General features: G+C 71.9%; 27 protein-coding genes. 15 read left to right on the top strand and 12 right to left on the bottom strand.

What is annotated here, in order from left to right; all coding sequences use genetic code 11:
* The first annotated feature begins 10 nt into the window (after positions 1-10).
* Complete coding sequence (locus tag OG570_RS45830; protein WP_326954834.1) at positions 11-1,111, top strand: NAD(P)H-dependent flavin oxidoreductase; 1,101 nt, start codon at positions 11-13, stop codon at positions 1,109-1,111.
* A 61-nt stretch (positions 1,112-1,172) separates the two neighbouring features.
* Here OG570_RS45830 and OG570_RS45825 read toward each other — a convergent pair whose 3' ends face one another.
* Together OG570_RS45825 and OG570_RS45820 are read right to left on the bottom strand one after the other, a co-directional pair.
* Positions 1,173-1,979, bottom strand: a complete 807-nt coding sequence (locus tag OG570_RS45825) for a S1 family peptidase (protein WP_326947655.1) — start codon at positions 1,977-1,979, stop codon at positions 1,173-1,175.
* Between the two features lie 125 nt (positions 1,980-2,104).
* On the bottom strand, positions 2,105-3,319 hold the full coding sequence (locus OG570_RS45820) for an APC family permease (RefSeq protein WP_326954833.1): 1,215 nt from the start codon (positions 3,317-3,319) through the stop codon (positions 2,105-2,107).
* Positions 3,320-3,399: 80 nt separating this feature from the next.
* Between OG570_RS45820 and OG570_RS45815 the strand changes: the two genes are divergently transcribed.
* The 8 genes from OG570_RS45815 to OG570_RS45780 all read left to right on the top strand — a co-directional run bounded on the left by OG570_RS45815 (position 3,400) and on the right by OG570_RS45780 (position 10,651).
* Positions 3,400-4,176, top strand: a complete 777-nt coding sequence (locus OG570_RS45815; protein WP_247063452.1) for a GntR family transcriptional regulator — start codon at positions 3,400-3,402, stop codon at positions 4,174-4,176.
* Between the two features lie 417 nt (positions 4,177-4,593).
* Positions 4,594-5,712, top strand: a complete 1,119-nt coding sequence (locus OG570_RS45810; RefSeq protein WP_326954832.1) for a TIGR03364 family FAD-dependent oxidoreductase — start codon at positions 4,594-4,596, stop codon at positions 5,710-5,712.
* A complete protein-coding gene (locus tag OG570_RS45805; protein ID WP_326954831.1) occupies positions 5,709-6,374 on the top strand; it encodes an HAD family hydrolase in 666 nt (221 codons plus the stop codon). Before OG570_RS45810 ends, OG570_RS45805 begins: the two co-directional genes overlap by 4 nt.
* Entirely contained in the window at positions 6,371-7,375 is a 1,005-nt protein-coding gene (locus OG570_RS45800; RefSeq protein WP_326954830.1) for a 2-aminoethylphosphonate ABC transporter substrate-binding protein, read from the top strand. Before OG570_RS45805 ends, OG570_RS45800 begins: the two co-directional genes overlap by 4 nt.
* Positions 7,372-8,433: an ABC transporter ATP-binding protein gene (locus OG570_RS45795; protein WP_326954829.1), complete on the top strand. Its 1,062-nt coding sequence runs from the start codon at positions 7,372-7,374 to the stop codon at positions 8,431-8,433. The genes OG570_RS45800 and OG570_RS45795 overlap by 4 nt, the downstream gene beginning before the upstream one ends.
* Positions 8,430-9,281: a 2-aminoethylphosphonate ABC transporter permease subunit gene (locus tag OG570_RS45790; protein ID WP_326954828.1), complete on the top strand. Its 852-nt coding sequence runs from the start codon at positions 8,430-8,432 to the stop codon at positions 9,279-9,281. The genes OG570_RS45795 and OG570_RS45790 overlap by 4 nt, the downstream gene beginning before the upstream one ends.
* Positions 9,259-10,056: an ABC transporter permease gene (locus OG570_RS45785; protein ID WP_326954827.1), complete on the top strand. Its 798-nt coding sequence runs from the start codon at positions 9,259-9,261 to the stop codon at positions 10,054-10,056. Before OG570_RS45790 ends, OG570_RS45785 begins: the two co-directional genes overlap by 23 nt.
* 61 nt (positions 10,057-10,117) lie before the next feature.
* Positions 10,118-10,651, top strand: coding sequence for a hypothetical protein (locus OG570_RS45780; RefSeq protein ID WP_326954826.1), 534 nt, complete (start codon positions 10,118-10,120; stop codon positions 10,649-10,651).
* 96 nt (positions 10,652-10,747) lie between these two features.
* On the opposite strand, the gene OG570_RS45775 is transcribed toward OG570_RS45780, so the two are convergent.
* Both OG570_RS45775 and OG570_RS45770 read right to left on the bottom strand, forming a co-directional pair.
* Positions 10,748-11,113 (bottom strand): hypothetical protein, encoded by a 366-nt coding sequence (locus tag OG570_RS45775; RefSeq protein ID WP_326954825.1) that lies wholly within the window; start codon positions 11,111-11,113, stop codon positions 10,748-10,750.
* Positions 11,110-11,652, bottom strand: coding sequence for a MarR family winged helix-turn-helix transcriptional regulator (locus tag OG570_RS45770; RefSeq protein WP_326954824.1), 543 nt, complete (start codon positions 11,650-11,652; stop codon positions 11,110-11,112). The genes OG570_RS45775 and OG570_RS45770 overlap by 4 nt, the downstream gene beginning before the upstream one ends.
* An 85-nt stretch (positions 11,653-11,737) precedes the next feature.
* Here OG570_RS45770 and OG570_RS45765 point away from each other — a divergent pair, with 85 nt between their 5' ends.
* The 4 genes from OG570_RS45765 (at position 11,738) to OG570_RS45750 (ending at position 14,977) form a co-directional block, all read left to right on the top strand.
* Positions 11,738-12,247 (top strand): hypothetical protein, encoded by a 510-nt coding sequence (locus OG570_RS45765; protein WP_326947665.1) that lies wholly within the window; start codon positions 11,738-11,740, stop codon positions 12,245-12,247.
* Positions 12,248-12,261: 14 nt separating this feature from the next.
* The gene (locus OG570_RS45760; RefSeq protein ID WP_247063479.1) at positions 12,262-12,699 is read left to right on the top strand and encodes an SRPBCC family protein; all 438 of its coding nucleotides are present in this window, start codon (positions 12,262-12,264) and stop codon (positions 12,697-12,699) included.
* An 84-nt stretch (positions 12,700-12,783) separates the two neighbouring features.
* Positions 12,784-14,208, top strand: coding sequence for an MFS transporter (locus OG570_RS45755; protein WP_326954823.1), 1,425 nt, complete (start codon positions 12,784-12,786; stop codon positions 14,206-14,208).
* Between the two features lie 85 nt (positions 14,209-14,293).
* Positions 14,294-14,977, top strand: coding sequence for a hypothetical protein (locus OG570_RS45750; RefSeq protein WP_326954822.1), 684 nt, complete (start codon positions 14,294-14,296; stop codon positions 14,975-14,977).
* A 125-nt stretch (positions 14,978-15,102) separates the two neighbouring features.
* On the opposite strand, the gene OG570_RS45745 is transcribed toward OG570_RS45750, so the two are convergent.
* From OG570_RS45745 to OG570_RS45730, 4 genes are all read right to left on the bottom strand, one after another.
* On the bottom strand, positions 15,103-16,764 hold the full coding sequence (locus OG570_RS45745; protein WP_326947667.1) for a fumarate hydratase: 1,662 nt from the start codon (positions 16,762-16,764) through the stop codon (positions 15,103-15,105).
* 678 nt (positions 16,765-17,442) lie between these two features.
* The gene (locus OG570_RS45740; RefSeq protein ID WP_326947668.1) at positions 17,443-18,471 is read right to left on the bottom strand and encodes a sigma-70 family RNA polymerase sigma factor; all 1,029 of its coding nucleotides are present in this window, start codon (positions 18,469-18,471) and stop codon (positions 17,443-17,445) included.
* Between the two features lie 286 nt (positions 18,472-18,757).
* A complete protein-coding gene (gene dtd, locus OG570_RS45735; protein WP_326954821.1) occupies positions 18,758-19,183 on the bottom strand; it encodes a D-aminoacyl-tRNA deacylase in 426 nt (141 codons plus the stop codon).
* Positions 19,180-20,679, bottom strand: a complete 1,500-nt coding sequence (locus OG570_RS45730) for a DUF7782 domain-containing protein (RefSeq protein ID WP_326947670.1) — start codon at positions 20,677-20,679, stop codon at positions 19,180-19,182. The genes dtd and OG570_RS45730 overlap by 4 nt, the downstream gene beginning before the upstream one ends.
* A 28-nt stretch (positions 20,680-20,707) precedes the next feature.
* On the opposite strand from OG570_RS45730, the gene OG570_RS45725 reads away from it, so the two are divergent.
* Together OG570_RS45725 and OG570_RS45720 are read left to right on the top strand one after the other, a co-directional pair.
* Positions 20,708-21,973, top strand: coding sequence for an amidohydrolase (locus tag OG570_RS45725; RefSeq protein ID WP_326951471.1), 1,266 nt, complete (start codon positions 20,708-20,710; stop codon positions 21,971-21,973).
* Positions 21,974-21,990: 17 nt separating this feature from the next.
* On the top strand, positions 21,991-22,326 hold the full coding sequence (locus OG570_RS45720) for a DUF3099 domain-containing protein (protein ID WP_247063491.1): 336 nt from the start codon (positions 21,991-21,993) through the stop codon (positions 22,324-22,326).
* Here the strand turns inward: OG570_RS45720 and OG570_RS45715 are convergent.
* From OG570_RS45715 to OG570_RS45700, 4 genes are read right to left on the bottom strand one after another with little or no spacing between them, the layout of a single operon-like run.
* Positions 22,323-23,195 (bottom strand): carbohydrate kinase family protein, encoded by an 873-nt coding sequence (locus OG570_RS45715; RefSeq protein WP_326954820.1) that lies wholly within the window; start codon positions 23,193-23,195, stop codon positions 22,323-22,325. The genes OG570_RS45720 and OG570_RS45715 overlap by 4 nt on opposite strands.
* Entirely contained in the window at positions 23,192-24,097 is a 906-nt protein-coding gene (locus tag OG570_RS45710; RefSeq protein ID WP_326954819.1) for a pseudouridine-5'-phosphate glycosidase, read from the bottom strand. The genes OG570_RS45715 and OG570_RS45710 overlap by 4 nt, the downstream gene beginning before the upstream one ends.
* Before the next feature lie 9 nt (positions 24,098-24,106).
* Positions 24,107-24,724, bottom strand: a complete 618-nt coding sequence (locus OG570_RS45705; RefSeq protein WP_326954818.1) for an HD domain-containing protein — start codon at positions 24,722-24,724, stop codon at positions 24,107-24,109.
* Entirely contained in the window at positions 24,721-25,059 is a 339-nt protein-coding gene (locus OG570_RS45700; protein ID WP_326954817.1) for a pyridoxamine 5'-phosphate oxidase family protein, read from the bottom strand. Before OG570_RS45700 ends, OG570_RS45705 begins: the two co-directional genes overlap by 4 nt.
* Between the last annotated feature and the right edge of the window lie 22 nt (positions 25,060-25,081).

Raw genomic sequence — 25,081 nt, 5'->3', positions numbered from 1 at the left:
AGGAACACGAGTGCGGACATCGCTGTGCGACCGGCTCGGCATCGACCTGCCGATCGTCGGGTTCACGCCCTCGGAGCACGTCGCCGCGGCGCTGAGCCGGGCCGGCGGGCTCGGGGTGCTCGGCTGCGTCCGGTTCAACGACGCGGCCGAGCTCGACCGGGTGCTCACCTGGATGGACGAGAACACCGGCGGCAAGCCCTACGGCGTCGACATCGTCATGCCGGCGAAGATCCCCGCCGAGGGCACCCAGGTCGACCTCGCCAAGATGATCCCGGACGGCCACCGCGAGTTCGTCGACCGCGTGCTGCGCGACCTCGCGGTGCCGCCGCTGCCGGACGACACCGACGAACGCGCGGGCGTGCTGGGCTGGCTGCACTCGGTCGCCCGGTCGCACGTCGAGGTCGCGCTCAACCACCCGATCAAGCTGATCGCGAACGCCCTCGGCTCGCCGCCCCCCGACGTCATCGGCCAGTGCCACGACCGCGGCATCCCGGTCGCCGCGCTCGCCGGGAAGGCCCAGCACGCGGTCCGGCACGTCGAGAACGGCGTCGACTTCGTGGTGGCGCAGGGCTACGAAGCCGGCGGGCACACCGGCGAGATCGCGTCGATGGTGCTGGTGCCGGAGATCGTCGACGCCGTCGACGTGCCGGTGCTCGCCGCCGGCGGGATCGGGTCCGGGCGCCAGGTCGCCGCGGCGCTCGCGCTCGGCGCGTCCGGCGTCTGGATGGGCTCGTACTGGCTCGCCACCGAGGAGTACCTGCAGACGATGGGCGAGTCGGCGGCGATGCAGCAGGCGCTGGTCGCGGCGACGTCGTCGGACACGGTCCGCACGCGGATCTACACCGGCAAGCCGGCGCGGCTGCTGAAGACGCGCTGGACGGAGGCGTGGGCCGCGGCGGACGCGCCCGAGCCGTTGCCGATGCCGTTGCAGAACCTGCTGGTTTCCCACGCGCACAACCGGATCCACGCGGCGAGCGACCCGACGGTGGTCTCGATGCCGGTCGGCCAGATCGTCGGCCGGATGAACGGCGTCCGCCCGGTCGCCGACGTCGTCGCCGACCTGGTGACGGGCTACGAAGCCGCACTGTCCCGTTTGGACAAGACCCGCTGAAAGCCGTGAAGGCCTCCTTCCCGGCCATAAGAGCCGGTAAGGAGGCCTTCACGGCTTTGGGCTACAGCGAAGCGGCGGCCGCGGCGATCTTCGACGCGAACGTGCTCACCTCGGTGTAGACGCCGGGGGCGTGCGGCCGGGCGCAGCCGTCACCCCAGCTGACGATGCCGACCTGGATCCAGGCGTTGTTGTTGTCCCGGCGGAACATCGGGCCGCCGGAGTCGCCCTGGCAGGTGTCGACGCCGCCCGCGCTCAGGTTGCCCGCGCAGATCTCCGCGCTCGGGATCAGGTCGGGGTAGCTGCCGCCCTGGGCGGCGCAGGTGCTGTCGGCCACGAACGGGACGGTCGCCTTCAGCAGGTAACGCTGCTGCGCGCCACCCTCGGTCGCCGCGCCCCAGCCGGCCACGGTGAACGTGCCGGTGTTGTAGGTCGACGTCGACGCGATCGGCAGCGTCGAGAGGCCGGTGACCGGGCTGGCGAGCTTGATCAGCGCCCAGTCGCCGCCGGTCGAGCTGCCGTAGGTGGGGGACTGGTAGACGTAGGTCGACTTGATCTTCTTGGCGCTCGTGCTGTTGAGGTCGACCACGCCGACCGTCGCGGTGATCGACGTGTTCGAGCCGGTGCGGCTGACGCAGTGTGCGGCCGTCAGCACGATCTGGTTGGTGTAGAGCGCGCCGCCGCAGCCCATGGAAAGCCGCACCATGAACGGGAATTCGCCCTGGGCGGCCCGGGTCCCGCCGACGACGTCGGTGGACGGCGGCTGGGCGGCGGTGGCGATCGCCGGGGTGGCGAACGACGCGGCCGCGGCGACGGCCGCTACGGCGGTGGTGACGTTTCTGAGCAGGGTGAACCAGCGCTTGGGAGCCAAGGGGATCAGTCCTTCCAGTGTCCACAAAGGAAGCGGTTGCCGACGGCGGCCCCACGACTACACCAGGTGTCCGCACACCCGGACAACCGACTTTCTTCGGATGTTTCGGGCGGTTGGGTGATTTCTCACCGGCGCATCCGGCGAACGCCGTAGGCCGACGCGCCCAGCACCAGCACGCCACCGCCGATCAGCACCGATGTCCAGGGCAGGCTGAAGGCCAGCACCACGCATCCCACCAGACCGAGCACGGCGACCCAGCGTGACGACCGCAGCGTCAGCGCCGCCGCGTTCGCGACCGCGTAGTAACTCAGGACGGCGAAGGACGAGAAGCCGATCGCGGCGCGCAGGTCGAGCGTCGCCGCGAGCACGGCGACGACCAGCCCGACGGCCAGTTCGGCCCGGTGCGGCACGCCGTAGCGCGGGTGCACCGCGGCGAGGAACCGGGGGAGGTGGCCGTCGCGGCTCATCGCCAGGGTCGTGCGCGAGACGCCGAGGACGAGCGCGAGCAGCGAACCGAGCGCCGCCAGCGCCGCGCCGACGCGGACGACCGGCGCGAACCAGCCCGGGACGGCGGCCGCGATCGGGTCCGGGCTCGCGGCGAGTGCGGCCGGGCCGAGCCGGACGAGCAGCAGCACCGCGAGCGCGGCGTAGACGACCAGCGTGACGCCCAGGGCGATCGGGATGGCGCGCGGAATGGTGCGAGCCGGGTCGCGGACCTCCTCACCGAGCGTCGCGAGCCGCGCGTAGCCCGCGAAGGCGAAGAAGAGCAGTCCGGCCGCTTCGAGGATCCCGCCGGTGCCGGGCCAGGCGACGAGCGGCCCGCCCGCGTGCGGCCCGGCACCCATCGTCACCGCCGCGACGGTGAGCACGAGCAGCGTGCCCGTCACGATCACCCGCGTCGCCAGCGCCGAGCGGTGGACGCCGAAGTAGTTGACGGCGGTGAGCGCGGCGACCACCGCGACGGCGAGGAGGCTCCGCCACGGCTGTCCGAGCCCCGGTGCGGCGTACGCGACGACGGTCAGCGCCATCGCCGCGCAACTGGCCGTCTTGCCGGTGACGAATCCCCAGCCGGCGAGGTAGCCCCAGAATTCACCGAGCCTTTCCCGGCCGTATACGTAGGTTCCGCCGGATTCCGGATGAATCGCCGCGAGCCGCGCGGAAGACGTCGCATTGCAGTACGCGACGACGGCCGCGACGACCAGCGCGGGCAGCAGCCCGGCCCCCGCGGCGTGCGCCGCCGGCGCGAACGCGGCGAACACGCCGGCGCCGATCATCGAGCCCAGGCCCAGGAAAACGGCGTCGGCGAGGCCGAGCCGGCGAGTCAGCGGTGCCGGGCGCATCCGGGTGATCCTCCGTGTGTCGGCCGTGTTACGCGCCACAGCCAACCACGGCGTCGGCGTGAGGCAATAGGGTCGATTCCGTGCCTGCCCCTTCGCGTTATTCCCGCCTGTCCGCCGACGGTCCCGTGCTCGACGGGATTCCCGAGCACGGCCGTGTCCCGCGTTACTACGCGGTCAAAGTCGAACTGCTGGCGGTGATCGCGGAACTCGGCGAAGGCTCGGTGCTGCCCACGGAACGGGAACTGTGCGAGCGGTTCGAGGTGTCGCGGGCGACGGTGCGGCAGGCGGTCAGCGAGCTGGTCCTCGAAGGCAAGCTCAGCCGGCGGCAGGGGAGCGGCACGTACGTCGCCGGCCCGAAGCTCATCCAGCCGCTGGCCCTGGTCAGCTACACCGAGGGCCTGCGGCGCCAGGGCATCCGCCCCGGCCGCAACGTGGTGACGCTGGAGCGGCGCGTCGCCGGCAGCGCGCTGGCGGCCGACCTGCAGGTCACGTCGGACGCCGAGGTGATCCACATCGAGCGCGTCCTGCTGGCCGACGAGGAGCGCGTCGGCCTGGAGTCGACTTATCTCCTCGCGTCCCGGTTTCCGACGTTGATGGACGTCTTCGACCCGGAGCAGTCCCTGTACGCGTGCTTGAGCCAGCGGCTCGGCGTGGTCTTCGACGGTGCTGAGGAGCGCGTCGAGACGGTGCTCGCGACCCCGCGCGAGGCGCTGCTGATCGGGACGAACCCGGCTCTGCCGATGCTGCTGATGCACCGCGTGTCATGGGGCCCGGACGGCGCCCCGTTCGAGCGAGTCCGCTCGCTGTACCGCGGCGACCGGCTGAGCTTCATGACCCGCCTGGGCCGCGTGGACTGACCTGCCGCGTGGAGTGACCTGCTGCGTCGCTCGGGCGGCTGTCCTGCGCGGGGGCCCGCCGATCGACGTCGGCCGCACCCACGCGAGTTCGCAGCAGCCGTGCCCCCCTAGAACGTCCCCCACCCTCTCCGGGGGGCGTCCCCAGTCCATCGTATCGGGGGCATCCGACGAGAAGCCGGAAATGTGCGCTGCGGAGCCTCGCTGTCCACATCACGGCGTGCCTGTGGACAACCGGCTTGAGCGATGTTCTTTCCGGTGAGCCTGACGCGGCTGCTCGACATCTTCCGGCGCTCGCTGGGCTCGCCAGCGTCAAGATAACAGAACGGTAACTCATCCGGTCCAATATTCGGTGGCGCTTCACGCTGTGTTCGCCGTCGGGACAGGCGCCGTTGGCGCGTGGCCGCGAGCGTGTGCGGCGTGCGAATCCTCATCGTGGGCGGTGGCGTGCTCGGCACGCTGCACGCCTGGCAGGCCGTCGAACGCGGCCACGACGTCGTCCAGCTCGAACGTGAACCCGAGGCCCGGGGCGCGTCCGTGCGCAACTTCGGCCTGGTCTGGGTCGGGGGCCGGGCCACCGGCGCCGAACTGGACACCGCGCTGCGGGCGCGGGCGCTGTGGGAGCGGATCGGCGAGCGCGTCCCGGGGCTCGGCTTCCGGGCGAACGGCTCGCTGACCGTCGTCCGGACCGCGGCCGAGCTCGCCGTGGCGCAGGAGGTGGCCGCGGGTGCGGAAGCCGCCGATCGCGGGTACAAGCTGCTCGACGCCGCCGAAGCCCAAGACCTGAATCCGGCTCTGCGCGGGGACTTCCTCGGCGCGCTGTGGTGCGATCGCGACGCCGCCGTCGAACCCCGCGTCGCCCAGCCCGCCCTGCGTGCCGAACTCGCGCGCAGTGGCCGCTACACCTGGCGGCCCGGCCGGGAGGTCCGGCACCTGACCGCCACCGGCGTCGTCGACGACCGGGGGGAGCGGCACGACGGGGACGTCGTCGTCTTCTGCACCGGGGCGTGGACCGGCGGGCTCGTGCGCGAACTCGCCGGTGAGCCGCCGGTGCGCAAGGTGCGGCTGCAGATGGCGCAGACCGAGCCGCTCGGCGAGGAGCTGACCACCAGCGTCGCCGACGGTGACAGCTTCCGCTACTACCCCGCCTACCGCGGTCCGGCCCTCGACACGCTGGCGGGGACGCAGCCGCAGGGGGACGTCGCGGCGGAACACCGCATGCAGCTGCTGCTCGTCCAGCGGCTCGACGGCTCCCTCACCATCGGCGACACCCACGAGTACGACGAGCCGTTCGCCTTCGACGTCACCGAAGACCCGTACGAGCACCTCGCCGACGTCGCGTCGGCGCTGCTCGGGCGGCCGCTGCCGCGCATCCGGCGCCGCTGGGCCGGCGTCTACGCGCAGACCACCGACACCGGCCGGATCGTGCACCGGGAGCGCGTCGCGGACAACGCGTTCCTCGTCACCGGCCCGGGTGGCCGCGGCATGACCTGCGCCCCCGCCATCGCCGAGGACACCGCCCAGGAGCTGAACCTGTGACCACCGAACTCGTCGTCCTGGACATGGCCGGCACGACCGTCGCGGACGACGGCCTCGTCGTGCGCGCCTTCACCGAAGCGATCCGCGCCATCGGCGTGTCCGACGAGCGCTACCCGGACATGCTCGAGTACGTCGTCGACACCATGGGCCAGTCGAAGATCACCGTCTTCCGCGCCCTGCTCGACGACGAAACCCTTGCACAGCAAGCCAACGCCGCGTTCGAAGGCGCGTACGGCGACCTCGTGCGCGGCGGCGCGTGCACCCCGATCGACGGCGCCGAAGACGTCGTCCGCGGCCTGCGCGAGGACGGCGTCAAGGTCGCCTTCACCACCGGCTTCGCCCCGGCGACCCAGCTGGCCATCCTCGACGCGCTCGGCTGGCGCGACCTCGCCGACCTCGCGCTCGCCCCCGGCGACGGCGTGCGCGGCCGCCCGTTCCCCGACCTCGTCCTCACCGCCGCGCTGCGGCTCGAAGTCACCGACGTACGCCACGTCGCCGTCGTCGGCGACACCGCGTCCGACGTCCTCTGCGGCCGCCGCGCGGGCGCGTCGGTCGTCGCCGGCGTCCTCACCGGCGCGGGCCGCCGCGAAGACCTGCTCGAAGCCACCCACGTCCTCGATTCCGTTCGCGAACTTCCCGCCGTGCTAGGAGAAAACCGATGAGAAAGACCATCGCCGTGCTCGCCGTGGCGCTGACCGGCCTGCTCGCCGCCTGCGGTGGCACCGGCGCCGCGTCCGCCGGCGGCAAGACCGTCACCGTGTACACAGTGGACGGGCTGGAAGACTGGTACACCGCCCGGTTCGCCGAGTTCAAGCAGCAGACCGGCATCACCGTCGAGGCCGTGACGGCCGGCTCCGGCGAGGTCGCCTCACGCGTCGAAAAGGAGAAAGCCAACACCAAGGCCGACGTCCTCGTCACGCTGCCGCCGTTCATCCAGCGCGTCGCCGGTCTCCTGCAGCCGTACACCCCGGCGGGCGGGGACAAGGTGGCGGACAAGGACCCGCAGGGCCGCTACTTCGCGATGATGAACAACTACCTCAGCTTCATCCGCAACCCGGGCGCCACCCCGAAGACCTGGGACGACCTGCTCGACCCGAAGCTCAAGGGCAAGGTCCAGTACTCGACGCCCGGTGAGGCCGGCGACGGCACCGCGGTCCTGCTGCAGCTCCAGCACGTGCTGGGGGCGCAGGGCGCGCTCGGCTACCTCGGCAAGCTGGAGGCGAACAACGCCGGGCCGTCGTCGTCCACCGGCAAGCTGCAGCCGAAGGTGGCCAAGGGCGAGCTGCTCGTGGCCAACGGCGACGTCCAGATGAACCTCGCCGAGATCGCCAAGAGCGGCGGCTTCGACGTCTTCTTCCCGGCCGACGCCCAGGGCAAGCGCTCGACGTTCGCGCTGCCCTACTACGCCGGGCTCGTCGCGAACGCGCCGCACGCGGACGAGGCGAAGAAGCTGCTCGACTTCCTGCTCTCGCCCGCGGTCCAGGCCAAGACCGCCGACGCGTTCGGCATCCCCGCCCGCGCCGACGTCACGGCGACCGGCGCCAACGCCGGCAAGATCACGGCCGCGTTGCAGGGCGTCGACATCTGGCAGCCGGACTGGACCACCGTGCTCGGCAAGCTCGACGCCGACATCGCCGCGTACAAGAAGGCCGTCGGCCGATGACCCCGGCGGTCGAGTTCCGCGACGTCTCCGTCCACTTCGGACGGACGACGGCGCTTGACTCGCTGAACCTCGCCGTGGCCCGCGGCGAGACGCTGGCCCTGCTCGGGCCGTCCGGCTCGGGCAAGTCGACGGCCCTCAAAGCGCTGGCCGGGTTCGTGCGACCCAGTTCGGGCCGGGTGTTTCTCGCCGGACGCGACGTCACCGACCTGCCGCCGCACCGGCGCGGCCTCGGCGTCGTGGTGCAGAGTTACGCGCTGTTTCCCCACATGCGCGTCGCCGCCAATGTCGCCTTTGGACTGAACGCGCGCCGGGCCCCGCGCGCCGAGGTCGCGTCGCGCGTCGCCGAGGTCCTCGACCTCGTCGGCATGGGCGCCTACGCCCGGCGGTACCCGCGCGAGCTGTCGGGCGGGCAGCAGCAGCGGGTCGCGCTCGCCAGGGCCCTCGCCATCCGGCCGGACGTCCTGCTGCTCGACGAGCCACTGTCCGCGTTGGACGCCGCGCTGCGCGAGGACATGATCGCGGAGCTGCTGCGGCTGCGCGCCGAACTGCCGGACACGACGCTGGTCTACGTCACCCACGACCAGGGCGAGGCCCTCGCGCTGGCCGACCGGATCGCCGTCATGCGCGACTCCCGGCTGGTCGAGACCGGCCCGTGCGAACAGCTCTACCGGCGCCCGGCCGACGGGTTCACCGCGAGCTTCCTCGGCGCGGCCAACCTCATCCCGGTCGAGGTGATCCACGCCGGGACGCCGTCGACCGTCCGGCTCGGCGAGCGCGTGCTCACCGCCGAACCGACCGGCGCGCTGAACCCCGGGCAGCCGGTGGCGCTCGGGGTGCGCCCGCACCGCGTCGGCGTCGGCGAACCCGGCGCGGACACGCTCCCGGCGCTGGTCCGCGCGGTCCAGTGGCGCGGCACCGGCTATCGCCTCGACCTGGAACTGGCGGCGACGGGCGGCACGATCCGCGCGGAAGTCCCGGATGTCGCCGGGCTGGCGGTGGGCACCCCGGTGGGAGTGTCCATTCCGGACGGCTGCCCGCTGGTCGGGGTCGGCGCATGAGCGGCGTCGCGCTGGCGGTCGTGAGTGGGAAACAGTGTTCTAACACTGTTTCCCACTCACGACGGGGTCTGTGGCTGCTGCCGCCGCTGGTGGTCGTGGCCGTCTTCTTCGGCTATCCGCTGGTCCTGGTGGCCGGGCAGTCCCTGACCACGGACAACGGCGTCGGCCTGGCGAAGTGGGCCGAGGTGCTCGGCTCGGCGGAGTTCCAGGACGCGGCGTGGCAGACGGTGCTGCTGGCGCTGGGTGCGACCACCGGCTGCGTGCTGCTCGGCACGTTCTTCGCGCTGGTCGTCGCCTTCGTCCCGTTTCCCGGGGCGCGGACGCTGTCGCGGCTGGTCGACACCGTGCTGGCGTTCCCGTCGTTCCTCATCGCGCTGGCCTTCACGTTCCTCTACGGCAGCGCGGGCGTCTTCGGCGCCGGCGGGTTCCTGTACTCGCCGTGGGGTGTGCTGCTGGCCGAGATCACCTTCTACACGCCGTTCGTGATGCGGCCGGCGCTCGCGGCGTTCAGCCAGGTCCCGGGCGTGCAGCTGGACGTCGCGGCGGCGCTGGGCGCGCGTCCCGGCCGGGTGCTGTGGCGGGTAGTGCTGCCAGCGGCGCTGCCGTCGCTGGCGTCGGGCGCGTGCCTGACGCTGCTGCTGGCGCTGAACGAGTTCGGGATCGTGCTGTTCCTCGGCGCGAAGGGCGTCACGACGTTGCCGATGCTGGTTTACGGCAAGGGGATCGTCACGTTCGACTTCCCGGCGGCGAGCGTCGTCGCGCTGGTCGACGTCGCGATCTCCCTGCTGTTGTACGGGAGTTACCGAGTACTGGGAAGGAGTCGCGGTGCTGCTGTGGACGCGGCGTAGCAAAGCGCTGCTGTGGCTGGTGTTCGGCGTGCTGTTCGCGGTGGTCGTCGCGGCGCCGCTGGTGATGATCGTGCTCGCGTCGTTCGCCGGGCACTGGACCGGCGTGCTGCCGGGCGGGTTCACCCTCGGCCACTACACGGAGGCGTTGTCGGGGGAGACGTTCGCGAGCCTGGCGGTCAGCGTCCAGACGGGCGTGCTCGCGGGCGCGGCGGCGGTGCTGCTCGGCACGTGGGCCGCGCTGGCGGCGGAGACCGCGCCGCGACGGCTGCGGCGGCTCACCGACACGGTGTTCCACCTGCCGATCGCGGTGCCGTCGGTGGTGCTCGGCCTGGCGCTGCTGGTCGCGTTCAGCCGGCCGCCGCTGGCGTTCAACGGGACGCGCTGGATCGTGCTGCTCGGGCACCTGCTGATCCTGCTGCCGTTCGCCTACAGCACGGTCTCGGCCGCGCTGGCCCGCGTCGACCCGCAGCTCGCGCAGGCCGCGGCGTCGCTCGGCGCGTCGCCGGTGCGGGTGCTGCTGCGGGTGCGCGTCCCGGTGCTGCTGCCGGCGATGACGGCGTCGGCGAGCCTCGCGCTGGCGATGTCGATGGGGGAGCTGGGCGCGACGATGATGCTGTACCCGCCGGACTGGCGCACGCTCCCGGCGAGCATCTTCGCGCTGACCGACCGCGGCCAGGTGTTCCTGGCCTCGGCGGCGACAGTGCTGCTGCTGGTGGTGACGCTCGTGGGCGTCAGCCTGCTGGGCCTGGTCCGGGGACGAGCCGCCCATCGGTGACGTTCCGGGCCGCTTGGGAGGCGCCGTGCAACCAGACGACCCCGCGTTCCGTCCTGGACGTATGCGCAACGCGGTGAAACTGCTGGGGACGGGCCTGCTGCTGGTCACGATGACGGCGTGCGGTGCTTCTTCGACCGGGGCCGGGGCTCCCTCGGCCTCTTCGGCCACTCCGCCGCCGGTCAGCAGTACCGGGCCGGAGACGCCGACGACGGCACCGACAGTGCCGGGCACTGTGACGCCGACGTTCGACCCGCCGCCCCCGGGTACGGTCGGCCGCCCGACGCAGGGCATCGCCCCGGGCGACGACGTCATCGCCGAGACGCAGGTCGACGCGCGGGGGCTGCCGGAGGGCTACCCCCGCACGCTGACCCGCAGCCTGGACGGCAAGACGGTGCTGCTGGGCGCCGAGGAGGGCGGCTGCCGCCGCGTCTCGGCCCGGGTCGGCGAGCAGAGCGCGGCGCAGGTGGTCGTGCTGATCACGGTGACGTCCGGGACGAAGGGCCAGATGTGCCCGGACTACATCAAGGAGATCAGCATCCCGCTGGCACTGGCCGCGCCCCTCGGCACCCGCACGGTCGTCCTCCGCCAAGGCTGACGCCCCCGACATCACCTGAAAGCGCACGCCCCCACGAACGTGTCGCCTCACCCCGCGCAAACCCGCATCTTTCCTAGCGAAAGTGGCGGGTTTGGCTCACGCGGGGTGAGTGGCCGTGGCCATGATCGGGTGCCAGCGGGTGGCGTCGAAGATCAGCGTGATCGACTCGATCCGGTCGTCCTGGAGACGGAAGTGCTCCGCCGTGCGTTGTGTGCCCACCGGCGTCGCTGTGTGGACGTCGTAGACGAGCGTGGCCTCCGATTCGCCGTACAGCTCGCTGATCATCTCCACGCCCGAGACGACCTGGAGGAAGCCGGCGAGGCCGGCCAGGTGACCGTCGGCGTCGGCGCTGAGCAGCGGGCTCTCGAAGGTGAACGCGTCGGCCAGGCGCGCGGCCGCGGCGGGCACGTCGCCGGCGAACCTTGCCCGGTGGTAGGCCTGAACAGTCTCGCGGGTCGTCATTTCCGTTCCTCCAGGTAGCGGGCCAAGTGGTGCTGGTTTTCCACGACACGCAGGCACAAGTGCCGCAGCAGCGCGGTTTCGCCGGGGGTGAAGCCGCGGAAGACGGCCGCCATGGCCGCCTGGGACGGGCGCCGGAACTCCTCGAGCCACGTCCGCCCGGCCGGGGTGATCCGGGCGAGCACGGACCGCCGGTCCGCCGGGGCCGGGACGCGCTCGGCGAGCCCGCCCCGCTCGAGCGTGTCGACCAGGCCGGTCACGTTCCGCGAGCTCACCCCGGCGGCGCCGGCCAGGTCCTTGATGCTGATCCCGGCCTCGCTCCCGCCGATCCGGATCAGGACGTCGAGGGCGCCCGGGCTCAGCCCGCGGCTGTCGGTCCCGTGCGAGCGCAGCCAGTCCAGGCCGCGCGCGGCCGTCCGGACGGCCGCGGCCGCTTCCAGCGGGCCGAGGTCGTCGTCGACGGCGAAGTCGCCGAGCGCGGCCCGGACCCGGGGGTCGAACAGCCGGTCTTCAGGGTCACGAGAGAAATCTACGTCCTTCATGATGAAGCACTACATTAGTACGTACTTCCGTATTTGTCATCGATCTTCGTGCAACCTCGTACGGCACCCGTTCCGTCCTGGACGCATGAGGTACTCAGCGAAGGTGGTCGGGACAGGCGCACTCCTCTTCATGGTGACGGCCTGCGCCGGCCAGGACATGCCCATCAGCCAGCCCGCTTCCGGCGGCGACTCGGCAGCCCCCTCCGGCAGCGTTTCGACGTCGCCGAGCGAGTCGGTGCTGCCGACGGCGCCCTCGGCGAACCCGCCGGGCAAACCCCGGCTCACCGTGCCCGAAGGCAGTACCCCGGTGCCGCCGAACAAGGTCGACGCGGCGGCGCTGCCGGCCAGCTATCCGCACGAGGTGTGGACGGCCAACGGCGGCACGATCCTCAACATCCGCGCCCAGGAGGGCGGCTGTGGCCACGCCCTCGGCGAGGCGACCGAGCAGGCCGGCGACCGCGTCGTCGTCAACCTGAGCGAGACGAAGGCGCAGACCGGCCAGATGTGCACGATGGACATCCGGTTCCCGGTGATCTCCGTCGCGCTGGCCGCGCCGCTGGACCAGCGCACGGTCGTACTCAAGACGACCAAATGATCTAGGCTCGGGTGATGGGAAGCCGCCAGGTCTCACGCACCACGATCGTCGCCACGACCCCGGAGAAGATCTTCGGGCTCCTGGCCGATCCGGCCCAGCACCCGCTCATCGACGGATCGGGCACGGTCCGGGCGCCCCAGCCGGGGGGCCCGGACCGGCTCGCGCTCGGCACGAAGTTCGGCATGGACATGAAGATGGGCGCGTCCTACAAGGTTCTCAACACCGTGGTCGAGTACGAAGAAGGCCGCCTGATCGCGTGGCGCCACTTCAACGGCCACCGCTGGCGCTGGCGCCTCGAGCCCCTCGACGGCGGCCGCACCGAGGTCACCGAGACGTTCGACTGGTCGACGGCGAAGTTCCCGCTCGCCATCAGCCTCAGCCCGTTCCCGCGCAAGAACGCCCAGGGCATCGAGAAGACGCTGGCCCGGCTCACGGAGCTGTTCCCGGCCTGACCGGGTGGTCCGCGTCACCCGGGCCGGCCGGTAATTAGTTGTACAGTGCTTAATATTGCCACTTGCAACTAGTTTGGGGGCGTCGTGCCTCAGCCGGTCCGGCGGCGGGTGGTCCTCGCCGTCTGCTGCATGAGCCTGTTCATCGTTGGGCTCGACAACACGATCGTGAACCTCGCGCTGCCGTCGATCCGGCGCGAGCTGGGCGCGTCGGTGTCCAGTCTGCAGTGGACGATCGACGCCTACACCCTCGTGCTGGCCAGCTTGCTCATGCTCTCGGGCTCGACGGCGGACCGCATCGGCCGCCGCCGGACGTTCCAGACCGGCCTGGCCCTGTTCAGCCTCGGCTCGCTGCTGTGCGGGATCGCGCCGAACATCGGCTCGCTCGTCGCGTTCCGCGCGCTGCAGGCGATCGGCGGCTCGATGCTCAACCCGGTCGCGCTGTCCATCGTCACCAACATCTTCACCGAACCCCGCGAACGCGCCCGCGCGATCGGCGTCTGGGCCGGGGTCGTCGGGCTGAGCATGGCCGTCGGGCCGGTGCTCGGCGGCGCGCTCGTCGACTGGGCGGGCTGGCGCTCGATCTTCTGGATCAACGTCCCGGTCGGGGTGGCCGCGATCGTGCTCACGGCGGTGTTCGTCCCCGAGTCGCGGTCCCCGTACCCGCGCCGGCTCGACCCGGTGGGGCAGCTGCTGGTCATCGTCCTGCTGGCGTCGGTCACCTACGGGATCATCGAAGGACGCGGCGCCGGCTGGGGTTCGCCGGAGATCATCGGCTGTTTCGTGCTCGCCGCGGTGGCGCTGGCCGTGCTGCTGCCCTACGAACGCCGTCGCCGGGATCCGTTGCTGGACCTGAAGTTCTTCCGCAGCGTGCCGTTCTCCGGCGCGACGCTGACCGCCGTCACGGGGCTCGCGGCGCTGTCGGGCTTCCTGTTCCTCAACTCGCTCTACCTGCAGGACGCCCGCGGGCTGTCCGCGCTGGACGCGGGCCTGCTGACGCTGCCGATGGCGGCGGTGACGGCGGTGTTCGCCCCGCTGTCCGGCCGGCTGGTCGGCGCGCGCGGGCCGCGGCTGCCGCTGCTCGTCGCCGGCGCGGGGATCGCGGCGTCGGGGATCGTGCTCTCCGGGATCAGCCCGACCACCCCGATTCCCGTGCTGATGCTGGGTTACGTGTGCTTCGGCGCCGGGTTCGGCATGCTCAACGCGCCGATCACGAACGCCGCGGTGTCCGGCATGCCGCGGGAGCGCGCCGGGCTCGCCGCGGCCGTCGCCTCGACCAGCCGCCAGATCGGGATCTCCCTCGGCGTGGCCGTGATCGGCGTGGTCGTCGCCTCGAGCGACGGGCTGCCGCCGGGGACGGGCCGCACCGGCTGGGTGATCATCGCCGGCTGCGGGGTGGCGGTGTTCGCGCTGGGGCTGATCACCACCGGCCGGTGGGCGCGGGCGACCGCCGCCCGCGTCAGTGGTCCGGACCACCTCGGCGAGCCCGTGACCTCGGCTTCGGGCAGCTAGGCCGAAAAAGTCCCGCATCTCGGTGAACCACCTTCGTTACCGGGCCGTATTCCCGGATGAGGTGGTGATCAGAGAGGAACGGAACATGCCCCGGTTGAGTAGTGGTCGGCACCGCAAGCGAGCGACCATCGGACTGGCCGCGCTGCTGGGCGTTTCCGGCGTCACCGCGGCCGCGATCGCGCTGAGCAGCCCCGCGAGCAACGCGGCCGAGGCACCCAAGGAGAACTGCGGGGGACTCGACACCGCGCTGCAGAACAACCTGGACTTCATCGCCGGCCAGCAGGCGAACCCGGACGCGCAGTCGGCCGCGAGGATCGCCAACCGCCAGGCGGTGGTGGACCTCATCCAGCAACGGCGGGTGGTCGCGGAGTGCACCGCGAACGTCGTCGCGAACAACGGCCAGGCGGCCCCGGCGCAACAGGCTCCGGCCCAGCAGGCGCCCGTGCAACAGGCTCCGGCCCAGCAGGCGCCCGCACAGCAGGCTCCGGCGCAGCAGCAGGACCAGAACGGTGCCGCGACGGGCGACGTGGTGTGCGCCGGCTCGACCGTGACGCTCTCGGGCGAGGCCGGTGCGCCGGCGGCGTCGAGCAACCAGTTCCCCGCGGGGACCAAGCTGAAGGTGACGAACCTCGACAACTCGAAGTCCACCACCGTGACGGTGACGTCGGTGTCGGGCAGCTGCGCGCTGCTCAACAACGCGGCCTTCGAACAGGTTCGGGAACCCGGAAAGTTCCTCATCCGGCGCGCGCGGATCGAGCGCGTCGGCTGAGGGAGCAGGGAAGGAGGGGAGCACTGGCGGCGGGCTGGTGCTCCCTTCCCCGCCCTGATCACGCGACGAAGCCCCTCCGGCCACTGTGGACGGCCGGAGGGGCTTCGCGTGTGCGCGCTACCGGGTCAGCGGAAGCTGATCTGCAGCACAGGATCGCCGGTGCTGGCGAAGAAGTCGTTGCCCTTGTCGTCGATCACGATGAACGCGGGGAAGTCCTCGACCTCGATCTTCCAGACGGCTTCCATGCCGAGCTCGGCGTACTCGAGGACGTCGACCTTCTTGATGCAGTCCTGCGCCAGCCGCGCGGCCGGGCCGCCGATCGAACCGAGGTAGAAACCGCCGTGCTCTTCGCACGCCGACGTCACCTGCTTCGAGCGGTTTCCCTTGGCCAGCATGACGAGTGAGCCGCCCGCGGCCTGGAACTGCGCGACGTAGGAGTCCATCCGCCCGGCCGTCGTCGGCCCGAACGAGCCGGACGCGTAGCCCTCCGGCGTCTTCGCCGGGCCCGCGTAGTACACCGGGTGGTTCTTGAGGTACTCCGGCATCTCCTCGCCGGCGTCGAGGCGCTCGGCGATCTTCGCGTGCGCGATGTCGCGGGCGACGACCAGCGGCCCGGACAGCGACAGCCGCGTCTTCACCGGCAGCTGCGAGAGCTGCGCGCGGATCTCGGCCATCGGCCGGTTGAGGTCGACCGACACGACGTCGTCGGAGAGGTCCTCCTCGGTGACCTCGGGCAGGAAGCGCGCCGGGTCGCGTTCGAGCTGCTCGATGAACACGCCGTCGGCGGTGATCTTGGCCTTGGCCTGCCGGTCGGCCGAGCAGGAGACGGCGATGCCGACCGGGCACGAGGCGCCGTGGCGGGGGAGCCGGATGACGCGGACGTCGTGGCAGAAGTACTTCCCGCCGAACTGCGCGCCGATGCCGAACTGGCGCGTCATCTCCAGGACCTGCTGCTCGAGGCTCGGGTCGCGGAAGGCGTGGCCGAGCTCGGAGCCCTCCTGCGGGAGGGTGTCGAGGTAGCGCGCGGAGGCGAGCTTCGCGACCTTCAGGTTGAACTCGGCGGACATGCCGCCGACGACGATCGCGAGGTGGTACGGCGGGCAGGCCGCGGTGCCGAGGCTGCGCAGCTTCTCGTCGAGGAACCGGGCGAGCCGCTTCGGGTTCAGGACGGCTTTCGTTTCCTGGTAGAGGAACGTCTTGTTGGCGCTGCCGCCGCCCTTGGCCATGAAGAGGAACTCGTAGGCCGGGTCGTCCTGGCCGTCCTTGTGGTAGAGCTCGACCTGCGCCGGCAGGTTCGTGCCGGTGTTGCGCTCGTCCCAGAAGTTGACCGGCGCCATCTGCGAGTACCGCAGGTTGAGCTGCTGGTAGGCGTCGAAGATGCCCCGCGAGAGCGCGCGCTCGTCGTCACCGCCGGTGAGGACGCCTTCGCCGCGCTTGCCGATGACGATCGCGGTGCCGGTGTCCTGGCACATGGGCAGCACCCCACCGGCCGAGATGGCGGCGTTGCGGAGCAGGTCCATGGCGACGAAGCGGTCGTTGCCGCTCGCCTCGGGGTCGTCGACGATCGCGCGCAGCTGCGTCAGGTGTGACGTGCGCAACAGGTGCTGGATGTCGGTGATGGCCGTGCGCGCCAGGGTGGTCAGCACCGCGGGGTCGACCTTCAGGAACTTCCGCCCGGCGGCTTCGAAGGTCTCGACGCCCTCGGCGGTGACCAGCCGGTACTCGGTGGTGGTGTCCTTGCCCAGCGGGAGGACTTCGGTGTGCTGAAAAGTGGTGGTGGACGGCACTGCCAGGCTCCTTTGCCAGCTCCGGGATCGGTCCACCCTACGCAGGTGCGACGGCCACGCCCCAGAGGCATCCGGCCACTGTGGGCCACCCCACGGCCCGCAATCGCGCCCCCACCCTCCCTGGGGGGCGTGCCCTTGTCCAGTTTATCGGGGGCGCCCGGCGAAACCCGGGGAAAGCGGCAGCTGGGGCCTGGTTGTCCACATCACGGCAGGGCTGTGGAAAGCCCGGTCCGGCGCGGGGAGTCGACCGGCCGGCCGAGCAGGCGAGCCGACTGCCTGGGTACGTGAGCCGACTGCCTGGGTGCGCGAGGCGACCGTCTGGGAGCTGGGCGACGCGGGCGCCTGAGGTTTGGGTCGGGAGGCCGGGTCCACCCCGACGGACCCGACCTCCCGGGGAAAGCGCCCGGATGCGTGCACATCCAGTCGCGAGGCTTGTCGCCGTACCCCACCGGCCTTCACCCGACAGTGGCGTGACGTAGGTCATAAGTCAATCCGGCCGAACGGGTGTTGCGAAGGTTTGCTACCCACGTCATGTGGGGCCGAAACCTCAGTTTGGTGGCTTATTTTCCGATCGCGCCCGTGAACTGCGGGAACAATCGCGGGTTCGGGCACGAAAACGGGGCGGGCACGCACAGTGTGCGCGGCCCGCCCCGTCCGAGGTGGATCACCGTAAGTGGATCAGCTGGCGTAGGCGCGGAGCCGGTCCGCGCGCTCGCCCTGGCGGAGCTTGGACATGACCTCGCGCTCGATCTGGCGGACGCGCTCGCGGGAGAGCCCGAAGTGCTTGCCGATCTGGTCGAGCGTGCGGGGCTGGCCGTCGTCCAGGCCGTAGCGCAGCCGGATGACGTGCTGCTCGCGGTCGTCCAGCGTCGCGAGCACGCGGCGCAGGTCGTCCTGCAGCAGGCCGGAGATCACGGCGCTCTCGGCGTCGGTCGCCTCGGAGTCCTCGATGAAGTCACCGAGCGGGGCGTCCTCTTCCGCGCCCACCGGCATGTCCAGGCTTACCGGGTCACGCGAGTGGTCGAGCAGGTCGGAGATCTTGTGGGCCGGGATGCCGGACTCCGCGGCCAGCTCTTCGTGCGTGGCGTCGCGCCCGAGCTGCTGGTGCAGGTCGCGCTTGATGCGGGCGAGCTTGTTGACCTGTTCCACCAAGTGGACCGGGAGGCGGATGGTGCGGCCCTGGTCGGCCATGCCCCGGGTGATGGCCTGCCGGATCCACCAGGTGGCGTAGGTCGAGAACTTGAACCCCTTGGAGTAGTCGAACTTCTCCACCGCGCGGATCAGGCCCAGGTTCCCCTCCTGGATCAGGTCCAGCAGCGGCATCCCCCGGCCGGTGTACCGCTTGGCCAGCGAGACGACCAGGCGCAGGTTGGCCTCGAGCAGGTGGTTCTTCGCCACGTGCCCGTCACGCACCAGGGCGGACATCTCCGTGCGGCGCTTGGTCGTGAGGTTTTCCCCGGTGTCCAGCATGTGCTGGGCGAAAACGCCGGCTTCGATGCGCTTCGCGAGCTCCACCTCGTCGGCGGCCGACAGCAGCGCCGTCTTGCCGATACCGTTGAGGTAGACGCGGACCAGGTCGGCGGCCGGGCTCGGGGCGTCGAGGTCGCCGTCGGCGAGCGCCCCCGCGCTCGGCGGCTCCTCGGAGAACTGGCTCGGAATACGTTCGCGAATCCCGCGCGACTCGCGTTCGAGAGTCTGGACTGACATTCTGCCTCCCCGGTCACGGGCTGAACGTGCTGCGGTGGGTCACGCCGGGTGCGTACCCGCGGACCGAGGCCTGTGGAACCCGGTACGCCGGTCCGGCCGGCTTGGCTGGACATCTGGCACAACGCTCCGGGTTCCCAAAACGTTCCCGGCTCGCTGAAAAGGAGACGGCTGCCGGAGCCCTCCGGTTGCTCCACCAATGCTGAGCTTTTCCTGAGAAGGATCAGGGTCCGGGAAACCTGAGAAGACCTTGAGAATTCGGTCAGGAAGTGAACCGCTCCGGAGTGGTCTAGACCTCTATGAGAACGGTGAACGGACCGTCGTTCACGCTCGAGACCGCCATCATCGCCCCGAAACGCCCCGTTTCGACGTGCGCGCCGCGCCCGCGCAGGTCAGCGACCACGGCGTCCACCAACGGCTCGGCGGCCTCGGGCCGGGCGGCCTGCGTCCACGACGGCCGGCGCCCTTTCTTCGTGTCGCCGTAGAGCGTGAACTGGCTCACCACGAGCAACGGCGCATTCACCGTGGCGCATGATTCCTCGTCACGCAGGATGCGCAACTCGTGCAATTTGCGCGCCATCGTCGCGGCCTTCGCCGCGTCGTCGCCGACGTGGATTCCCAGCAGCACAAGCAAACCGGGTTCGGCGATGGCGCCGACCACGGCGCCATCGACCGTCACGTCGGCCCGGGTGACGCGGGCCGCGACCGCCCTCATCGCCCCGCCGGCACGAGCATCCCGTGCCGCACGAGCTCCCGGACGACGGGCAGCGCGGCGGCGGCCAGCTCGTCCGCTTCGAGGCCCTGGGCGGCCGCGAGCAGCTCGATGAGGTCCTCCAGCGGCAGGGCGCCGCGGCAGCCCGCGAGCAGCCGTGCGGCCAGGTCGTCGACCTCGTGCTGCCAGCCCGGGCCGTCGGTGCGGTGCAGCCGCCGGATCGACGTCGTCCAGCCCTCGTCGCCCGGTTCTTCGACGCTTTCCAGCAAAACGGTGTCGGGTACGACAAATCGGACATCAAGCAGGGAACCGGAATTGCGCAGCCATTCGACGCGGTCCAGCCAGCCCGCCGCTTCCGGGCCCAGCGGGTCGTCGTAGGCCTGCCGCAGGTCTTCGCACACCACGGTCGGTGTGCGCCCGGCCGCACGGCGCAGCGTCACGAAGCCGAAGCCGATGCCCCGGACGTCGTTGGCCGCGAACCAGTCGAGCCACGCCGCCGCCTTCACCCGGCCTTCGGGCGAGCGCGGGTCGATGCCCGCGTCCCGCAGCCACGTGCCGACGTAGAGCGCCGGGTCGGCGACGTCGCGCTGGACGAACCAGGCGTCGGTCTCGGCGGGCAGCCAGCGGCTCACCCGGTCGGCCCAGTCCTCGGTGCCGGTGTGCAGCCAGGACGCCAGCAGCTGGCCGACGCCGTCGTCGTTCAGGAACCCCGGCAGCTGCCGGATGACGAGCGCGCTCGCGTCGTCGCCCGCCAGCCCGGAGTCGCGGTAGGTGTAGTCGACGCGCGCCGGCCCGACCACGAACGGCGGGTTGCAGACGACCTGGTCGAACTTCCGCCGCGCGACCGGCGCGAACCACTCGCCGCGCACCAGCTCGACGTCCAGCTCGTTGAGCCGGAACGTCGCCGCGGCCAGCGCGAGGGCCCGCGCGGAGACGTCGGTGGCGGTGACGCGCCGGGCGTGCCGGGTCGCGTGCAGCGCCTGGACGCCGTTGCCGGTGCCCAGGTCGAGCAGGGTGCCGACCGGCCGGCGGGTGGTCGCGCGGATCAGCGACAGCGACGCGTGCCCGACGCCGAGCACGTGGTCCTCGGGCACGGTCGCGCCGAGGACGTCGGCGTCGAGGTCGGAGACGACCCACCAGGAGCCCTCCTCGTCGCCGTGCGGGCGGACGTCGAGGGCGGCGCGGTAGCCGCCGGCGACGGCGTCGAGCAGGCCGGCCGCGACGGCGTCTTCCGGAGTCAGCGGCGCGAACGCGGCCTTGACGGCGGTCTCGGGCTCCGTCCCGCCCAGCAGGAACAGCCGGATCAGCGTGCCGAGGTCACCCGCGTCCCGGCTCGCCCGGTCCGCCGGTTCCGGCTCGCCGCGGCCCAGCGCCGCGTGTGCGGCGCCGCCGAGGGCGGCCACCACGCCGTCGGCGTCGTAGGAGGTGCGCCGGAAGGCCTCGCGCAGCCGCGCGCAGACGTCGTCGGACAGGTCGGGCAGTACGCTTCGCGTGCTCACGGTGGGTAATGCTGCCACGATGGCTCCTGTGACCCTCGAAGACGTCCTCACCCCGCTCGACGCGGCGCTGCCCGAACTCGAAGCGCTGTACATCGACCTCCACCGCCACCCCGAGCTCTCCTTCGCCGAGACGCGCACGGCCGCGGAGCTGGCCCGGCGGCTGGAGCGCGACGGCTACGAGGTGCACACCGGCATCGCCGGCACCGGGGTGCTGGGTGTGCTGCGCAACGGCGAGGGCCCCACGGTGCAGTTGCGCGCCGACATCGACGCGCTGCCGGTCGAGGAGAAGACCGGGCTGTCGTACGCGAGCACCGAGCGCGGCACCGACGAGCACGGCACCGACGTCCCGGTCATGCACGCCTGCGGGCACGACATGCACGCCACCTGGCTGTCCGGGGCCGCGACGCTGCTCGCGCGCGGGCGCGACGCCTGGTCCGGCACGCTGCTCGTGGTGTTCCAGCCGGGGGAGGAGAGCGCGGGCGGCGCGTCGGCGATGGTCCGCGACGGCCTGTTCGACATCGCCGGGAAGCCCGACGTCGTGTTCGGCCAGCACCTCGTGCCCGGCCCGGCGGGCTGGGTGCTCACCCGCCCCGGCGTGATCATGGCCGCCACCGACACCCTGCGGATCACCCTGCACGGCCGCGGCGGCCACGGCTCGCGCCCCGAGACGACCGTCGACCCGGCCGTGCTGGCCGCGTCCGTCGTGCTCAAGCTGCAGACGATCGTCTCGCGCGAGATCGCCGCGACCGACTCGGCCGTGGTCACCGTCGGCTCGCTGCACGTGGGCACCGCGAGCAACGTGATCGCCGACGACGCCGTCCTGGAGGTCAACGTCCGGTCGTTCGACCAGGCGGTCCGCGAGCGCGTGCTGGCCGCGGTCGAACGGATCGTCAACGGCGAAGCCGCCACGGCCGGCGCGCCGAAGCCGCCCGAGATCGTCCGGTTCGGCTCCTACCCGATCACGGAGAACGACGAAGCGGCCAACAACGCGCTCGCCGAGGTCTTCCTCGCCCACTTCGGCCCCGAGGTGACCATGCCGGCGCCGCTGATCACCGGCAGTGAGGACTTCAGCGAGTTCGGCCGCGCGGCCGGCGCGCCGTCGGTGTTCTGGCTGGTCGGCGGGTTCGACCCGGAGACGGTGATCACGGCGATGACCGAAGGCCGCTTCGAACGCGACATCCCGTCCAACCACTCGCCGCGGTTCGCCCCGGTGCTGCACCCGACCCTGCGCACCGGCATCGAGACGCTCGTCTCGGCCGCGTTGAGCCGGTTGGCCCACCCCGGTGTCGCCTGAGCCGCACCGGTGAGACGATGGACGGCGGAGGTGGTGCAGTGACCATGCCCGCCAACGACTCGGACCCGGTGCTGATCACCGGGGCGGCCCCGTCGTACGAAGAGCAGTTCAGGGCTCGCAAGCGCAAGTACGTCATCATGATGGCGTGCCGCATCCCGTGTCTGATCCTCGCCGGGCTGACCTACCACGTGTGGTGGCTGGCGCTCGGGTTCCTCGCGATCTCGGTGCCGCTGCCGTGGATCGCGGTGCTGATCGCCAACGACAGCCCGCCGCGCAAGACCGAGAAGGTCAACCGCTTCCAGGCCGAGCCGACGGCGATCGAGCACACCACCCACCGCGTCATCGACGGTTAGCCGGGCTGCGGGCCCACCTTCCCGACGGCCAGCGCGCCCAGCCGCGTCCCGTGGCGCAGGATGTCCACAGTGGACTCCCCGGCCAGCCAGCCGGTGAGCACGCCCGCGTCGAACGCGTCGCCCGCGCCCGTCGAGTCGACGCAGTCGGCCTCGATCGCGGGCACGCTCGTGACGCCGCCGCCGTCGACCCAGCTCGCGCCGTTCAGGCCGGCGGTGACCACCACCGCGCCGACCGCGCCGAGCAGCTCCTTCGCCGACGCGGGGTCCGCGGACCCGGTCAGCGCGACCAGCTCCTCGGTGTTCGGCATCAGCAGGTCGACGCCACGGACGTCGTCGAGGAACGCCGCCGGGTCGGTGATGTGCGCCGCCGCCTGTGGGTCCACCGACGTCGTCAGGCCCAGCTCCCGGGCGAGCGCCAGCGACGCGAGACCCGCGGCCCGCGACGGCGGGTCGAGCAGCACGTAACCGGACAGGTGCAGGTGCCCCGCCCCGGCCAGCGCCTCCGGCGTGACGTCCTCGGGCGCGAAGCGCTGGTTGGCGCCGCGGTCGGCGAGCATGCTCCGCTGCCCGGTGGCGTCGACCATCACCACGACGCAGCACGTCGGCGCCTCGGCGTCGACCGCGAACGCGCAGCGCACGCCCGCGGCCTCCAGCTCGGCCTTGATCAGCCGGCCGCCGGGGTCGTCGCCGATGCGCGCGAGCAGCGTCGTGTCCGCGTCCAGCGAACGCAGCCACAGCGCCGTGTTGGCGCCCGAGCCGCCACCGGTGAACCGGATCTTCGCGCGGGCGTCGCCGCCGTGCGGCAACGGCTTGTCGTGCCGGGCGATCACGTCGAGGGCCGCGTCGCCGACCACCACGATGCCGGTCATGCGAGCGCCACCGCGACGTCGGTCGCCAGCTTGGCGTTGTTGAGCACCAGCGCCTCGTTCGCGTCGATGCTCACCCCGCCGCTCGCGGTGTGAAAGTGCTCCAGCAGCACCGGCGTGACCTCGGCGCCGTGCACGCCCCGCTCGGCCACCAGCGCCAGGCCCTCGGCGAGCAGCCGGTCGTGCAGCTTTTTGTCCATTTCGGACGCTTCGGGGATCGGGTTCGCCAGCAGGACACCGGAACCCGCGTACGCGCGGTGCGCGGCGACCACCGCGGCGGCCTGCTTCGCGTCGTCGACGCGCCAGCCCACGGCGTGCCCGGACGAGCGCAGGTAGAACGCCGGGAAGTCGTCGGTGCGGTACCCCAGCACCGGCACCGAGTTCGTCTCCAGGACCTCGAGGGTCGCCGGGATGTCGAGCACCGACTTCACGCCGGAGCAGACGACCACGGTCGGCACCTTCGCGAGCACGCCGAGGTCCGCCGAGACGTCCCAGGACTGCGCGGCGCCGACGTGCACCCCGCCCAGGCCGCCGGTGGCGAACATCCCGATGCCGGCCGCGGCGGCCAGCGCCGACGTGCTCGCCACGGTCGTCGCGCCCGAGCGGCCGAGGCCGACGGCCGGGCCGAGGTCGCGCAGCGACAGCTTGTCCAGCCCGGCGTCCGGTGCGCAGACGCGTTCCAGCTCGGCGGGAGAGAGGCCGACGACGACGCGTCCGTCGAGCACCGCGATGGTGGCCGGGACGGCGCCGCCGTCGCGCACCACGCGCTCGAGGCGCCGGGCGACGTCGAGGTTGCGGCCCGGCGGCAGGCCGTGGGACAGGATGGTGCTCTCCAGCGCGACGACGGGGTGCCCGTCACGCAGCGCGGAAGCGACCTCTTCGTGCAGGTTGAGTGGGGTGGTCACGAGGAACCATCATCGGTGATCGGGTCGGTCCCGGCGCCAGCGGGTCAGCTCGGCGGTCAGGTTCTTTTCCGCGGCGGTCGCCCAGCGTGCCCGCGCGGCTTCGCTGCGGTAGAGCGTCCGCGACAGCATGCCTTCGAGGACGGCGATGCGCCCTTCGCGCCAGACGTCGTCGGGGTACTTCGCGTACTCCTGGCGCACGGCTCCGGCGTACTCCGCGTACTGCGCTTCGGGCGCGCCCAGGATCGCGAGGTCGGCGTCGAGCAGCGCGGTGGCGAGGTGGTCGCCGGCCGGCGCGTCGTGCTTGATCGTGGCCAGGATCAAGCCTTCCACGCGCTCGACCTGCGCTTCGGCGACCCCGGTCAGCGCTTCCCGGGCCCAGGCCGCGCTCGCGCGTTCGTCTTCGCCGGGGTTCGCGTCGTAGACGACATCGTGCGCCCACGCCGCGACGGCGACGATGGCCCGGTCGGTCTCGCCGAGACCGCCGGCCAGCCAGGCGGAGTCACACGCGACGGCGGCCGCGTGGGTGAGCGTGTGGTAACGGCGATGGGGCTCTCCGTAACGGCTTTCGAGCCGGGCCCAGGCATCCGGCGTGCCGCCGAGCGCGGCGATCGCTTCGGCCCACTTCACGGGAACGTCCAGCGCGTCGGGGTGTTCGTGAAGTCCTTCTCCCGCAACCCGATCACCTTCTCCGGCCGCAGCCGCATCGAGGCGTTGGCGGCCGGTTCGAGGAAGTCTTCCTCGTACGACGTCCGGTACTTGACGTTCATCGCGTCCAGGAACTCCCGCAGCGCCGCCGGATCGGTGACGACCTCGGCGGTGCCCTCGACGACGACCGGCTCGTACGGGTCGTCCGTCGCGATCGACACCGCCGAGCCCGCGGCGACGTTGCGGGCCTTCACCGACCGCAGCGACGACGAGAACCACAGCACCTCGCCGGCGGGCGCGATCCCGTACCCGGGCATGTACGGACGGTGCGTCTCCACG

The sequence above is a fragment of the Amycolatopsis sp. NBC_01286 genome (assembly GCF_035982555.1).
GTDB lineage: Bacteria > Actinomycetota > Actinomycetes > Mycobacteriales > Pseudonocardiaceae > Amycolatopsis.
The sequence above is the reverse complement of the archived record's forward strand: the minus strand, read 5'-3'. Positions and strand labels throughout refer to the sequence as shown.